Origin of the sequence: Pantoea sp. SM3 (assembly GCF_000963995.1) — a bacterium.
Classification (GTDB): domain Bacteria; phylum Pseudomonadota; class Gammaproteobacteria; order Enterobacterales; family Enterobacteriaceae; genus Pantoea; species Pantoea rwandensis_B.
Genome location: NZ_JZRD01000031.1, coordinates 101,114 through 115,554, shown reverse-complemented (window position 1 = coordinate 115,554; position 14,441 = coordinate 101,114). Strand labels below are relative to the sequence as shown.

The 14,441-nt window shown below is 52.8% G+C and carries 15 protein-coding genes; 8 read left to right on the top strand and 7 right to left on the bottom strand.

Features of this window, described 5'->3' with window-relative positions; all coding sequences use genetic code 11:
* Positions 1–8: 8 nt before the first annotated feature.
* Positions 9–194 carry a YoaH family protein gene (locus VI01_RS17560; protein WP_034828730.1) on the bottom strand — a complete coding sequence of 62 codons (186 nt, stop codon included), beginning with the start codon at positions 192–194 and terminating at the stop codon, positions 9–11.
* Positions 195–304: 110 nt separating this feature from the next.
* Between VI01_RS17560 and pabB the strand changes: the two genes are divergently transcribed.
* The 4 genes from pabB to VI01_RS17540 all read left to right on the top strand — a co-directional run bounded on the left by pabB (position 305) and on the right by VI01_RS17540 (position 5,571).
* Entirely contained in the window at positions 305–1,663 is a 1,359-nt protein-coding gene (gene pabB / locus VI01_RS17555) for an aminodeoxychorismate synthase component 1 (protein ID WP_045816105.1), read from the top strand.
* Positions 1,664–2,233: a CoA pyrophosphatase gene (locus tag VI01_RS17550; RefSeq protein WP_045816069.1), complete on the top strand. Its 570-nt coding sequence runs from the start codon at positions 1,664–1,666 to the stop codon at positions 2,231–2,233.
* A gap of 191 nt (positions 2,234–2,424) precedes the next feature.
* Positions 2,425–3,789 carry an L-serine ammonia-lyase gene (locus VI01_RS17545; RefSeq protein ID WP_045816068.1) on the top strand — a complete coding sequence of 455 codons (1,365 nt, stop codon included), beginning with the start codon at positions 2,425–2,427 and terminating at the stop codon, positions 3,787–3,789.
* 219 nt (positions 3,790–4,008) lie between these two features.
* Positions 4,009–5,571, top strand: a complete 1,563-nt coding sequence (locus VI01_RS17540) for an EAL domain-containing protein (protein ID WP_045816067.1) — start codon at positions 4,009–4,011, stop codon at positions 5,569–5,571.
* A 389-nt stretch (positions 5,572–5,960) separates the two neighbouring features.
* Here VI01_RS17540 and VI01_RS17535 read toward each other — a convergent pair whose 3' ends face one another.
* Positions 5,961–7,526: a TerC family protein gene (locus VI01_RS17535; protein ID WP_045816066.1), complete on the bottom strand. Its 1,566-nt coding sequence runs from the start codon at positions 7,524–7,526 to the stop codon at positions 5,961–5,963.
* 511 nt (positions 7,527–8,037) lie between these two features.
* Here VI01_RS17535 and manX point away from each other — a divergent pair.
* The 4 genes from manX (at position 8,038) to VI01_RS17515 (ending at position 11,272) form a co-directional block, all read left to right on the top strand.
* Positions 8,038–9,003: a PTS mannose transporter subunit IIAB gene (manX, locus tag VI01_RS17530; protein WP_038646581.1), complete on the top strand. Its 966-nt coding sequence runs from the start codon at positions 8,038–8,040 to the stop codon at positions 9,001–9,003.
* Between the two features lie 57 nt (positions 9,004–9,060).
* Positions 9,061–9,861 carry a PTS mannose/fructose/sorbose transporter subunit IIC gene (locus VI01_RS17525; protein ID WP_034828717.1) on the top strand — a complete coding sequence of 267 codons (801 nt, stop codon included), beginning with the start codon at positions 9,061–9,063 and terminating at the stop codon, positions 9,859–9,861.
* 14 nt (positions 9,862–9,875) lie between these two features.
* Positions 9,876–10,721, top strand: a complete 846-nt coding sequence (locus VI01_RS17520) for a PTS mannose transporter subunit IID (protein ID WP_038646579.1) — start codon at positions 9,876–9,878, stop codon at positions 10,719–10,721.
* A 92-nt stretch (positions 10,722–10,813) separates the two neighbouring features.
* The gene (locus tag VI01_RS17515) at positions 10,814–11,272 is read left to right on the top strand and encodes a DUF986 family protein (RefSeq protein WP_045816065.1); all 459 of its coding nucleotides are present in this window, start codon (positions 10,814–10,816) and stop codon (positions 11,270–11,272) included.
* Here the strand turns inward: VI01_RS17515 and rlmA are convergent.
* The 5 genes from rlmA to VI01_RS17495 all read right to left on the bottom strand — a co-directional run bounded on the left by rlmA (position 11,269) and on the right by VI01_RS17495 (position 14,414).
* Positions 11,269–12,075, bottom strand: coding sequence for a 23S rRNA (guanine(745)-N(1))-methyltransferase (gene rlmA / locus VI01_RS17510; RefSeq protein ID WP_045816064.1), 807 nt, complete (start codon positions 12,073–12,075; stop codon positions 11,269–11,271). The genes VI01_RS17515 and rlmA overlap by 4 nt on opposite strands.
* A 139-nt stretch (positions 12,076–12,214) precedes the next feature.
* Complete coding sequence (cspE, locus tag VI01_RS17505; RefSeq protein ID WP_034828712.1) at positions 12,215–12,424, bottom strand: transcription antiterminator/RNA stability regulator CspE; 210 nt, start codon at positions 12,422–12,424, stop codon at positions 12,215–12,217.
* Positions 12,425–12,507: 83 nt separating this feature from the next.
* Positions 12,508–12,582 carry a DUF2627 domain-containing protein gene (locus VI01_RS25420; RefSeq protein WP_128599124.1) on the bottom strand — a complete coding sequence of 25 codons (75 nt, stop codon included), beginning with the start codon at positions 12,580–12,582 and terminating at the stop codon, positions 12,508–12,510.
* Between the two features lie 527 nt (positions 12,583–13,109).
* Entirely contained in the window at positions 13,110–14,120 is a 1,011-nt protein-coding gene (locus VI01_RS17500) for an MBL fold metallo-hydrolase (protein ID WP_045816063.1), read from the bottom strand.
* A gap of 18 nt (positions 14,121–14,138) precedes the next feature.
* On the bottom strand, positions 14,139–14,414 hold the full coding sequence (locus VI01_RS17495) for a YebO family protein (RefSeq protein ID WP_034828707.1): 276 nt from the start codon (positions 14,412–14,414) through the stop codon (positions 14,139–14,141).
* Between the last annotated feature and the right edge of the window lie 27 nt (positions 14,415–14,441).

Sequence of the window (14,441 nt, the reverse complement as noted above, 5' to 3'; positions counted from 1 at the left end):
TTCGGGCGTTATTCGTCTTCTTCGTCGTCTTCGAACATCGCCCGAATCGATTCACCCTGATAGCTCTGACGGATCTCGTGCGCCACCTGCGCAATCGCCTGACCACTCGCCATGCCACCTGCCATCAATTCCTGGATACGTTCCACAGCTTGCTGCTGCTGTTCATGAGATAAAGCCGGAAGACCTGTAAACATTATTTGCTCCTGGTGCAAAAGGGAACGCATTATTCCACGCGGAACAAACAGGTGCCAGCAACAAAAAAATGTGCCAGGCTACGCGCCTGCTTGTTGGATTAATTAGCCCGATGATCGTAAAAACCCTTAACCTGAAGTATACGCCGGATGCGCTGTTGCACCGTTTTTCTGCGCTTGCTCATCGTCCCTGGGCGATGTTGCTCACCTCTGGCGATGCCGACCATGCCGATAATCGTTTTGACATTTTAACGGCGGATCCCCGTGCCACGCTCACCACGCGCGGTGAGATGACGGAAATCGACTGTAATGGCAAGGTGATACTCTCCGCCGACGATCCACTGCACCTGGTACAGCAACAGTGCGAGATGCTGGGCGCGACTCCCCTGTTTGATGCTGATCTGCCTTTCCAGGGCGGCGCGCTGGGTTTGTTTGGCTACGATCTGGGACGCCGCTTTGAAACCTTACCGCAGCGCGCGGAGCAGGATTTGGCGACGCCGGATATGGCAGTCGGCATCTACGATTGGGCTTTGATCGCGGATCATCATCAGCAAAAACTCACCCTGATTTCACTCACCGATGCCGGGCAACGCTGGCAGTGGCTGCAGGCGCAGGCGATTCCACAGCCTAAAGGGTTTTCACTGACCAGCGACTGGCAGTCAAACCTCAGTTTTGATGAGTACGCTGCGCGTTTTGCCCAGGTTCAGCACTACATTCAAGCCGGTGATTGTTATCAGGTAAACCTGGCTCAACGCTTTCAGGCTCGCTATCACGGCGACGAGTGGCTGGCCTTTTTACGACTCAACCGCGACAACCGTGCGCCCTTCAGTGCGTTTATTCGCTTGCCTAAGAGCGTCATTCTTAGCCTGTCGCCGGAACGTTTTCTCTCGCTACAGCAGCAGGAGATTGAGACCCGCCCGATCAAAGGCACTTTGCCACGCTTAGCCGATCCAGAAGCCGATCGCGCACAGGCAGAGAAACTGGCCCATGCGGAAAAAGATCGCGCCGAGAACCTGATGATTGTCGATTTGCTGCGCAATGACATTGGTCGCGTGGCTGAACCCGGCAGCGTCAGCGTCCCTGAGCTGTTTGTGGTGGAACCTTTCCCGGCGGTGCATCATCTGGTGAGCACCGTGCGCGCGCGACTACCTCAAGATCTCGGCGCAACCGATCTCCTGCGCGCCTGTTTCCCCGGCGGCTCCATTACCGGTGCACCGAAAATACGCGCTATGGAGATTATTGAGGAACTGGAACCGCAGCGCCGCAACGCCTGGTGCGGCAGCATCGGTTACATCAGCTTGTGTGGTCGCATGGATACCAGCATCACCATCCGCACGTTAATCGCTGAAAATCAGCATCTTTATTGTGCGGCAGGTGGTGGCCTGGTGGCGGATAGCGATGTGGAGCTGGAATATCAGGAGACCTTCCACAAGGTCAATCGTATTTTGCCCAGCCTGAGCGGCGAGGTTTGAATGAGCCTGACGCTTGACCAGTTCCTGAACCGCTTTGTCATGCAACCCCCTGTAAGTACGCCCAAAAGCGTTATCAGCGGTCGGCGGGCGGCGGTGCTGGTGCCCGTAATAGACGGGGTTGAACCCGGGTTACTGTTGACGCGTCGCTCATCACATTTACGCAAGCATGCCGGTCAGGTAGCGTTCCCGGGCGGGATGCAGGATGCAACGGATAATTCACTCATTCATACCGCACTGCGTGAAGCCGAGGAAGAAGTCGGCATTCAACCCGCCATGGTCAACGTTGTGGGTGTGTTACCGCCGGTCACCAGCAGCACCGGTTTTACCGTCACGCCGGTGGTCGGCATCATTCCCGCTGGCCTGTCCCTTGATATTAATCCTGACGAAGTGGAAAGCACCTTTGCGATGCCACTGGCAGAAGCCCTGCGTCTCAGCCGCTACAGTGGACTCACCTTGCGCCGAGGTCATCGTCAGCATCAGGTGTGGTTGTCGTGGTATGAGGATTATTTTATCTGGGGCATGACCGCCGGTATTATTCGCGCACTCAGTCAGCAGATCGCCCTTCCCTGAGTTCCACACTGCGTGTTACTTCCGCCATAAACTCGATCCACTTCACAACAGCTGAATGGGATAACTATTTCTGTGGATTATAATTAGTTTATTTCATGCGAAAAGCTGCTCGCTCAGTCACGCGGGCGATTACTATTAGCCGCATAAACGGCCTCAGCCGTGCAGAATAAGATTTGTGAGGAGTGTCACCGGTGATTAGTGTTTTTGACATGTTCAAAGTGGGCATTGGCCCATCCAGTTCACATACTGTAGGTCCGATGAAAGCGGGCAAGCAGTTTGTTGATCTGCTGGCCGAACAGGGCAAGCTGCAGGACGTGACGCGTATTGCCGTCGACGTTTATGGCTCGCTGTCGCTCACAGGTAAAGGTCACCATACCGATATCGCCATCATTATGGGGCTGGCTGGGTTTGAGCCTGCCACGGTAGATATCGACAGCATTCCCGCCTTTATTAAAGATGTAGAACAGCGCGAGCGCCTGCTGCTGGCTAATGGTGCGCGTGAAGTCGATTTCCCACGCGAAGGCGGCATGGTGTTCCGCAGTGAAAATCTGTCGTTGCATGAAAACGGCATGACGGTTTTCGCCTTCGCCGGCGATCTGTTGATCCTGACCAAGACTTACTACTCCATCGGCGGTGGTTTTATCGTTGATGAAGAGCATTTCGGCCAATCCGTGTTGGATGAGGTATCCGTGCCGTATGCGTTCAACTCTGCCAAAGAGTTGTTGAGCCACTGCCATGAAAGCGGTTTGTCACTTTCCGGTTTGGTGATGAAGAATGAACTGGCGTTGCACAGTCGTGAAGACATTTATGCCTATTTCGGCAACGTGTGGCAAACCATGCAGGCCTGTATCGATCGCGGCTTAAATACGGAAGGCGTATTGCCTGGTCCACTGCGGGTGCCGCGCCGTGCAGCCTCGTTGCGTCGTTTGCTGGTCTCCTCCTCCAAACACTCCAACGATCCGATGAACGTGATTGATTGGATTAACATGTTTGCCCTGGCGGTGAATGAAGAAAATGCCGCCGGTGGACGTGTGGTGACCGCGCCAACCAATGGCGCCTGCGGTATCGTGCCTGCAGTGCTGGCCTACTACGATCACTTTATTGAGACCGTGACGCCAGACATCTTCATCCGTTACTTCCTGGCTTCGGGTGCCATTGGCGTGCTGTATAAAATGAACGCCTCGATTTCCGGTGCCGAAGTGGGCTGCCAGGGCGAAGTCGGTGTGGCTTGTTCGATGGCTGCCGCTGGCCTGGCGGAATTGCTTGGCGCCAGCCCGGAGCAGGTGTGTGTCGCCGCTGAAATCGGCATGGAACATAATCTGGGATTGACCTGTGATCCGGTGGCAGGCCAGGTGCAGGTGCCGTGCATCGAACGTAATGCCATCGCCTCAGTCAAAGCCATCAATGCCGCGCGCATGGCGTTGCGCCGTACCAGTGAGCCGCGAGTTTCGCTGGATAAGGTGATCGAAACCATGTACGAAACCGGTAAAGATATGAATGCCAAATACCGTGAAACCTCTCGCGGTGGTCTGGCGATCAAAGTGCAATGTGATTAACGAGACATGCTGAAAAAGTAATCAATTGAATTATTTTCTGCATCTCACGCTACCTCCTGGTGAGTAAACCAGATACATTAATTTGCGCGCGGCCCTTAGTGGCCGCGCTGTTTTTTAGTGCCGCTTTTTTTCTCTGCGCTGCGCTAAACCTGGCCGCCTCCATGCCGATAACCTACACGTTAATTTGGCTTCAATTTTTGTTTTGCAAGGTGGTTACTGATGCTCATTCCCCAGCAATTTGTTGGTCAATTTCGCCGTAAGCGTTTGCTTATTGCGTTGGTGATCGCGGCGCTGGTTCTGATTCTCACGCTGACTTTTCGTTATATCGAAGAGAAATCGCGTATTGAGCAGCAGTCACTGAATTTTTCCAGCCGCGCCATTGAGCGCTTTGACCGTATGTTCTCCCCGCTGGATGTGTCCGCCAACAACACGCTTGGGCTGGTTGGCGTACCTTGCGCACAAGTTCGCTATCCGTTGATCGAAAAGATTTCTTCATTGCAGACCGTGCGCACCATTCTACTGGTGCAGGACGACAGTATTTACTGCTCCAGCATTTACGGTCCGCGCAATATTTCGTTTAGTCAGACCTATCCGGAACTGGCAATTAACAATCAGCGCATGATGCTGACCACGGATAACTACCTGCTGAAAGGTTCACCGGTCTTGCTGCTGTGGACGCCCAAATCGCTGGATAATCGCGATGGGCTGCTACAGGTTATCAATGTGGAATTGATGACGAATTATTTGCTGGAGCCGCAGTTACCCTGGGTCGAACGGGCCATTTTTAATGTCGGCGGACAGAGTCTGGAATATGGTAATCCGCTGATTGAAGAGACAGAGCCATCGGAAGATGAAGTGGCTTTCGATCAGGCTTCACTGCGTTACCCCTACAGCATTACCTTGTATGGCCCTTCTCCGGCACGTCTGGCTTTGCATACGCTTCCTTCCCAATTGCCGCTCGCGGTGTTGCTGAGCTTGCTGATGGGTTATATCGTTTGGTTAGCCACCGCGAACCGCATGAGCCTCAGTTGGCAAATCAGTTATGGCATTACCGCGAATGAATTTATGGTGTACTGTCAGCCGCTGATTAATGCCAAAAGTGGTGAGTGCGATGGCATGGAGTTGCTGCTGCGATGGCATAATGCGCGTCAGGGCTGGATTGCGCCGGATGTGTTTATCCCGCTAGCTGAGCGTCAGAACCTGATAGCACCACTGACTCGCTTTGTGTTAGCCAAAGTGGTTAATGAGTTGCCCAACCTGCCACAATGTTCCTCTTTCCATATTGCGATTAACGTTGCCGCCAGCCATTTCCGCGATCGTGCGATTGTCGAGGATCTGCAAAGTATCTGGTGGCCCGCTAACCCGCTGCCAAAGCTGGTGGTCGAGTTGACTGAGCGTGATGCCTTGCCGGTGATCGATCAATCTGTGGTATCGCAGCTTCATGAGATCGGCGTACGTCTGGCGATCGACGATTTCGGCACTGGTCACAGCTCCCTCGCCTACCTGAAAGACCTGAAGCCAGACGTGCTGAAAATTGACAAGATTTTCACTGCGGCCATCGGCACCGATGCGATTAACGCCACGGTAACCGATATGGTGATTTCGCTGGCGCAGCGTTTGAACATTGCCTTAGTGGCTGAAGGCGTGGAAACCGCTGAGCAGGCACACTATCTGCGTGAGCGCGGCGTGGATCATTTACAGGGCTATTATTACGCCCGTCCAATGCCAATCGAAGATTTCCCTGTGTGGCTGGAGCAGCATCAGGCGCATCTTAGGGCCTGACGTTGGGTTGGATTGTAGTGTCTGATGTGAGTTCGATTACTGCGTCTGAAGGGTGCGTTCGATGGCTGTGTCTGAGGGTGCGTTCCAGCCGGTAAAGGGGGAAGTTCCGTAAAGACGGCGTGAATACATCCCTGTAGCCTCGGACGCCGCATCCCTGCGGCGTACGCTTTACTCCTCATCCCCCTTTACCGGCTTCATGTGGCATTTTTGCGGTCTGCACAATGTTGAACCTGGAATGGATCAATCGCGTTATGCGTTTAACATACTCGTCCATTACCTACTCCTCAGTGTGAGTGTGAAAGGTGTCAGCGTCATTCAGTGCGAAACATATGAATAAAAAAGGCCGACATCATGGATGTCGGCCTTTTCGATGACAATTAACTTAGCGCTTACGACTCATGCTCTTCATCTTCATGCGGCTTATCTTTGGTGACGCGCACCAGGTCGATACGATAATCGGTAGCCTCAATGATTTGGAAGTGCAGCGGCGGCAGGTCGATGATCTCACCAGGCTGCGGCAGTTGGCCTTTCTGGGCAATCAACAGACCCGCCAGCGAGGCATGATCCTCTTCCCTGTCAACCAGTTCATGGTGGTCAAGCAACTGCTGCAGTGAATGCAGATCGGTACCACCCTTCACTAACCAGCCATCACCATCCGCGATAATATCAGGCGTTTCATCTTCATCCGGGAACTCACCGGCAATCGCTTCCAGCACATCCAGTGGGGTAATCAAACCTTGCACCACACCAAATTCGTTGGTGACGATGACAAAGCTGCCTTTAGCGCGGCGCAGTACGCCCAGCAGGTTGATCGGATCCAGCGTTTCAGGCACCACGATGGCCGGAGTGGTAGCAGCAAACGTCGCCACGTCCATACCATGCTCAAGCGCCACCAGCAGTTCTTTGGCACGTACCACACCGATGATCTCATCCAACTCACCTCGGCACACCGGGAACAAACTGTGCGGCGTGTCGAGCAGCTGAATACGAATTTCATCCACTGGACGTTCGGCATCCACCCATGAAATGTTTCCGCGTGGCGTCATGATGCTGCGAATTGAGCGCTGTGACAGCGTCAACACGCCGTTGATCATATAACGCTCTTCGTCTTTAAATGCTTCCTGTGGCATCGCCTGCGTCAGCGAAGCTTCTTCTGTGGTCACCGGCTGATGACGCTGGCGACCACCCATCAGGCGCAAAATCGCTTCGGCGGTGCGTTCACGCATCGGCCGATGTTCCTGGTGGCGAATAAAGTTACGGCGCGCAATTTGGTTGAACAGCTCAATAACAATCGAGAAGCCAATTGCGGCGTACAGATAGCCTTTCGGAATGTGGAAACCAAAGCCTTCCGCCACCAATGACAAACCAATCATCAGCAGGAAGCTTAAGCAAAGCACCACGACCGTCGGATGGGCATTGACGAAATTGGTCAACGGCTTCGAAGCCAACAGCATCACACCCATGGCGATCACCACGGCCGTCATCATAACCGGCAGATGGTTCACCATGCCCACCGCAGTAATCACCGCATCCAGCGAGAATACCGCGTCCAGCACCACAATCTGGATCACCACGGCCCAGAAGCTGGCATAACCTTTGTTGCCCTGATGTTCCATGCCGCGGTTTTCCAGCCGCTCATGCAGTTCCATGGTTCCTTTGAATAACAGGAACAAACCACCGAACAACAGAATTAAATCTCGCCCGGAAAAACTGAAATCGCCTACGCTGAATAGGGGTCGCGTCAATGTCACGATCCAGGAAATCAGCGACAGCAGGCCTAATCGCATCACCAGGGCAAGGGATAAACCAATCAGACGCGCTTTATCACGCTGTTTCGGTGGCAACTTGTCGGCAAGGATAGCGATGAACACCAGGTTATCGATGCCGAGAACGATCTCCAGCACGATCAGCGTTAGCAAACCCGCCCAAATTGAGGGGTCGAAGAGAAATTCCATCAATGACTCCTTACAACACAGAGGGGCGAACGAGAGTGAGCCTGCGCTGTGAAGCGAGACGAGAGATCGTTAGCAAATGAGGTCACGCTGAAGAGCGTTGTAGTGTGCGCCAGAAAGCGCTGAGAACATGTTGAGCGACGTCGGTGACGGTCCATATAGGTGAGCTGAAGCCCGATACTCCTGAATATTAAACAGAACGCTAATGTATCAGTTACATCAACAACGTCAAAAAATTTTATTACATTTACAAACAACTGCACAAACTCAGGAATAGTGAACATAAATGCAATTTTGCAGCGTTACGCTCGAAATAGCTGACAAACATCACATAAATTATTTTTTCGCACACTAAAATAAATCGCGACCTTACTGCTGTGCAGCGGACAGTTTCGGAATATTTATTGATGCGACTCTTCATCTTAGACCCAAACGATCCACCTGAATCAACAACGGTAATTCTCAATGATTCCCGGCAATGCCAGAGAATCTCTCATGCGAACGGAGGTAGCAAGTGACCATTGCTATTGTAATTGGTACACATGGCTGGGCGGCAGAACAGTTGCTTAAAACAGCAGAAATGTTGTTGGGTGAGCAGGAAAATGTCGGATGGATTGATTTCGTGCCCGGCGAAAATGCAGAAACGCTAATCGAAAAGTATCAGGCGAGACTGGCAGAACTCGACACGTCGAAAGGCGTGCTGTTCCTGGTGGATACCTGGGGCGGCAGTCCATTCAACGCGGCCAGCCGCATTGTGGTGGATAAGCCGGATTATGATGTCATCGCCGGGGTGAATATCCCGATGCTGGTGGAAACCCTGATGGGGCGCGATGACAACCCATCCTTTGAGGAATTGATTCACATTGCCGTGGAAGCCGGTCGCGAAGGCGTTAAAGCCCTGAAGACCGAAACCCCTACCCCGGAAGCTGCAGCACCGGTTGCCGCAAAAGCCCCGGCGCAACCGCAAAAGCCTTTGGCGCCAGGCGAGCACATGAAGATCGGTCTGGCCCGTATCGATGACCGTTTAATTCACGGCCAGGTGGCAACCCGCTGGACCAAAGAGACCAACGTCACGCGCATCATTGTCGTTAGCGATGAAGTCGCCAACGATCATGTGCGTAAAACGCTGCTGACCCAGGTGGCACCGCCGGGCGTAACCGCCCACGTGGTAGACATCGCCAAAATGATCCGCGTGTGGAACAACCCGAAATACGGTCGTGACCGCGTGATGCTGCTGTTTACCAATCCTACTGATGTAGAACGGATTGTTGAACAAGGCGTGGATATCAAGTCGGTCAACATCGGCGGCATGGCATTCAAACAGGGTAAAACCCAGGTCAACAACGCTGTTTCGGTCGATCAGAAGGACATTGAAGCCTTCCGTAAACTGAATGAACGCGGTATCGAGTTGGAAGTGCGTAAAGTTTCAAACGACCCAAGACTGAAAATGATGGACCTGATTGCCAAGGTCAATCAGTAGTTCGCTTTTGCCTGCGCTGGCGGGCGAATACTTGAGACCTTGCTGAGGAGAAAAGCAATGGAAATAACCACGCTACAAATCATCCTGATATTTATTGTGGCTTGTATTGCCGGGATGGGATCGATTCTTGATGAGTTCCAGTTCCACCGTCCACTGGTGGCCTGTACCTTGATTGGTGCGGTTCTGGGTGACATGAAAACCGGTATCATCATCGGTGGTACCCTGGAAATGATCGCGCTGGGCTGGATGAACATCGGTGCGGCGGTTGCACCTGATGCGGCACTGGCCTCCATCATTTCGACCATTCTGGTTATCGCAGGTGGCCAAAGCGTTGGTGCGGGTATCGCACTGGCGATTCCACTGGCGGCAGCCGGTCAGGTGCTGACCATCATCGTCCGTACCATCACTGTTGCCTTCCAGCACGCTGCCGATAAGGCCGCCGAGAAAGGCAATCTGAGCGCCATCAGCTGGATTCACGTCTCTGCACTGGTATTGCAGGCGATGCGTATTGCCATTCCAGCCCTGATCGTGGCGATTTCAGTGGGTACCAGCGTGGTACAGGAACTGTTGAGCTCCATTCCAGAAGTGGTCACCAACGGTCTGAACATCGCCGGTGGCATGATCGTCGTCGTGGGTTACGCGATGGTCATCAACATGATGCGCGCAGGCTACCTGATGCCGTTCTTCTATCTGGGCTTTGTGACGGCGGCCTTCACCAACTTCAACCTGGTTGCTCTGGGCGTGATTGGTGTGGTCATGGCGGTGCTGTATATCCAGCTGGCGCCGAAATATAACCGTACAGCAGGCGCGGCCGCTGCCGGTCCTGCACACAATGACCTCGACAACGAACTCGACTAGGAACAGGTGAAATCATGGTTGATACAACTAACACGCAAAAGAAACTCACCCCGAGCGACGTCCGTGGTGTGTTCATCCGCTCTAACCTGTTTCAGGGTTCATGGAACTTTGAACGTATGCAGGCGCTGGGCTTCTGCTTCTCGATGGTACCGGTGATTCGTCGCCTCTATCCTGAAAACAACGACGATCGTAAACAGGCCATTAAGCGTCACCTGGAGTTCTTCAACACCCATCCATACGTGGCTGCACCTGTGCTGGGCGTTACCATGGCGATGGAAGAGCAGCGTGCTAACGGCGCGGCGATTGATGATGCCGCAATTAACGGTATTAAAGTCGGCCTGATGGGACCGCTGGCGGGGGTTGGTGACCCAATCTTCTGGGGTACCGTTCGCCCGGTGTTTGCTGCACTCGGTGCCGGTATCGCGATGAGCGGCAGCCTGCTCGGTCCCCTGCTGTTCTTCATTCTGTTTAACGCCGTGCGTATGCTGACGCGTTATTACGGTGTGGCGTATGGTTATCGCAAAGGCGTGGATATCGTCAGCGATATGGGTGGCGGCTTCCTGCAAAAGCTTACGGAGGGGGCGTCGATTCTCGGCCTGTTTGTCATGGGGGCGCTGGTCAACAAGTGGACACACGTGAACGTGCCGCTTGTGGTGTCGCGCATTACCGATCACACCGGCAAAACCACCGTGACGACCGTTCAATCGATCCTCGATCAGCTGATGCCGGGCTTAATCCCGCTGCTGCTGACCTTCGGCTGTATGTGGCTGCTGCGCCGTAAAGTTAACGCACTGTGGATTATCGTGGGCTTCTTTGCCCTGGGTATCTTTGGTTACTGGATCGGCCTGCTCGGTCTGTAATCATCTCGCCGGGGGCTTTGGCTCCCGGCCGTTTTAAGCGAGGTTACCTGAGCGCCAACGTTGAGGTAAATTCGGTTGAGGAAGAAAATGTAATGTCACTGACTGACGCTCTGATTGCCCTGCTGATCTTCGCCTTCGCCCTGTTCGCGATTTACGATGACGCTATCCTGCCGCGGCGCAAGGGGCCGACCAAACTGCGTGTCGCGCTGCGTCGTCGCCATAAAATCGACAGCGGCATTTTTATCGTGTTACTGCTGATTCTGCTGTGGAATAACGTCAGCAACCATGGCCCGCAACTCACCACCACGCTGCTGATGGTGTTGTGCTTTATGGCGATCTGGCTATTCTGGCTACGCACGCCGAAATTATTGATGAAGACCGAGGGACTGTTCTTCGGCAGCGTGTGGATCGACTATCGTCGCATTCAAAGTATGAACTTGTCTGAGGATGGCATTTTAGTCATGCAGCTGGAACAGCGTCGCCTGCTGATTGCAGTGCAACAGCTCGACGATCTGGAACGTATCTACAATACGCTGGTGGAAGCGCGTTAAACGCGCTGCCATAGCGTCAGCATAAAGTCGGCGTCGCAGCTAAAGGTATCGGCTGCCGTCAGTGTCTGCCAGACTTCTTCGCGCGCACGCCAGGCAAAAGGCGTCATCTGCAGCAAGCTCACCGCTTCGGCCCCATTTAACGCCATCTCATAACGCAGGTTGTGTTGCTCGACCTGCCTAAAACCTTCGTAAGCCTTTTCTTCTGCCGCGTGCAGCTGCACTTCACGATAAATCAGCGCTTTGAACTGCTGCAGATGATGTGGGCCCGGAGTCACCGTCAGTAGATAGCCGCCCGCTTTGACGACGCGACTCAATTCCGCTTCGTTGCAAGGAGCGTAAATGCGCACAATGCCATCCAGCGATGCGTCGGCGAAGGGTAAACGCTGACTGGAGGCGACACAGAATTTCACCGCACGATAGCGTTTAGCCGCCATGCGAATCGCCGCTTTCGCCACATCAAGGCCAAACAACTGTGCTTGTGGAAGCGCTTGCGCCATTGTTGCAGTGTAATACCCTTCACCACAGCCAATATCCAATACCTGAGCAGCCTTGCCATTCAGACGCTGCGCCAGATGTTGCGCCACCGAATCGCGCAAGGGTTGATAGTGTCCAGCATCAAGAAACACACGGCGTGCCAGCAGCATTTCCGCACTGTCACCCGGTTCCTTTGAGCCTTTATGCTGCACCGGCAACAAATTGACGTACCCTTCTTTCGCCTGATCGAATTGGTGACCGGCATCGCAGCGGAAGCTGTTAGCTTGCTGGTGCAAATGTTGCTGGCAAAGTGGGCAAATCAAAGACATAGACAACTCCGGGTTCACGATTCGCGCGCAGTTTACCCTGATCGTCTGGCAACAGAAAGGATAAAAGAAAAGCCCCGGTCAGAGACCAGGGCTTTACAATTCGTGTCAGCGGCGCATGGCACCGAGTCTGAAAACGAAATCAGATAGCAGTTACGTTTACTGCAGCTGGACCTTTCTGGCCGTCCTGAATTTCGAACTCAACAGCCTGGCCTTCAGCCAGAGTTTTGAAGCCGTTACCCTGGATTGCAGAGAAGTGTACGAACACGTCTTTGCTGCCGTCAGCAGGAGTAATGAAACCAAAACCTTTAGACTCGTTGAACCACTTAACCTGACCTTTAATCTTTGCCATTTTTGCAAATTCCTTTGATTGTTTATATTGCCCGAAGGCAGTCTTACAGATAAACCAGAGACGTTACTGAATGAGGCACTAATTTAAGGTTCGGCAAGGAAGCGGAATTCAACGTCAACGTCTTTACTCGTAACTTCTTTACTGAAGATGCCATACATAAACAGAACTGTACCTCGTTTGACCCAAGAGTCGTTATCACATATCCGCAAATTAATGGCAAGCCATTTTTAAACGGTGATCGACATAACGCACATAATTGGCCGTTGCTCTGCACTCTTCTGCCATTAGCATATTGACAGATGACGGAATAACTGCACAAAAAATTGTTATATGTCAGAGTAGTTAGCGCCAGTACTTACATTAGTCAAGCGTAGCGACGCAACTTAAATCAGCACAATTAAAGCAGTCAAGGCTACGCAAAAAGTATTGCATTAATATGGCATTGATAAAATATTTCGCCAAAAAATTAACGTGGAATGCAACATTCGTGCACTGTACAAAACTTGTACAGTCAGATTTATTAAGTACAAGTCATTAATTGTTTTGCACCAAAATCAGGAAAATATAAGCGCTCTTGCCCCAAATATATGCACGCTCGTTTTGGCGGTTATCTTATTTTTAACTAACGACGCTACAATTAAATGTTAAAAAAACGCACTGTGACACTTGATTTAACAAATCGGGCTTAGGACACATCTGAATCCCTATTCTGCAGGCTTCGGCTGGTGCCTATTCTCCATGGCATAAAGCGTGAGTCCAATTCTCCCGCGGATTGCATTGCTTGCGCCAAAGCGGCAGGGGGTTCATCTAAGGGATCATCCGCCAGTTCAAACACACCCCAGTGGATCGGCAGCGTTAACGGACGCCCTATCGCCTGCCATAAACGCACCGCCTGATCGGGATCCATATGTTGACCGCGCATGAACCATTTTGGTGCATAAGCGCCAATGGGCAACGCGGCAAGATTAAAGGGCCCGAGACGTTCTGCAATTTCTAACAGGTTTTCGCTATAGCCACTGTCACCTGAAAACCAAAAATTCACATTCTGGTTTCGCACCACCCAGCCACACCACAATGAGCGATTGCGATCCCAGAAAGTTCGCATGCTCCAGTGTCGCGCGGGTACGGCAGTCAACGTCACTCCTGCGATATCAATGGATTGCCACCAGTCGCGCTCGGTGACATGACGCACGCCACGTTTGCGGCACCAGGTTCCTATCCCCAGCGGCACAACAAATTGCGCATCCGGGAAGTGACGTGCAATGCGCTTTACCGTAGGCCGATCAAGATGGTCGTAGTGATTGTGCGAAATCAGTACCACGTCGAGATGTGGCAACTGTGCAATATGGAGCGGAGCGGGCGTTTTACGCTGTGGTCCAGCAAACGGCAGCGGTGAAGCACGCGCAGAGAGCGCCGGGTCGATGAGAATATAGCGGCGATTGAGCCGCATCAACACGGCGGCATGACCTAACCACCAGATGCGATCGTCATCACCACCCAGATCGCTTTCCTGATACCAGCGGGCAATAAATGCCGGATAACCGGCTTGAGGCGGCAGCGGCAAATGGTCCGCTTTGCGCTCCCGCCGCCAACGCTGCAAATCCCCTGGCTGGCGCAATTTCGGTTCCGGGTTGCGGAAACCTTCTGGCGTGTGATGCGCCAGCGCTGCGTCGTACCAGGGATTTTGCCAGGCCATTACTGCTCCATCATGTGTTTAACGTTCTGGAATCATACGGATGAAGTCGCGCTGTTCTACGGCGTCTTCTTCCTCCTGCTGTTTTGCTGTGGCAGGTTGAGCATCCGCCAGGCGGCGCAACAATGCATTCTGTTTTTTCTGCTCTTCCAGCAGTGCTTCCAGCAAACGAATCTGTTCACTGGCGCGCATGCTGGCCCGGTTAACGAAGAACCAGGCTATCAAGGCCACAACAATAATGATGGCCAGTACACCATAACTGAACAGCGGACTGGTATTTGCGGCTAACTCGTTCATAACTGCCTCTATTGTCAAACATAAAAC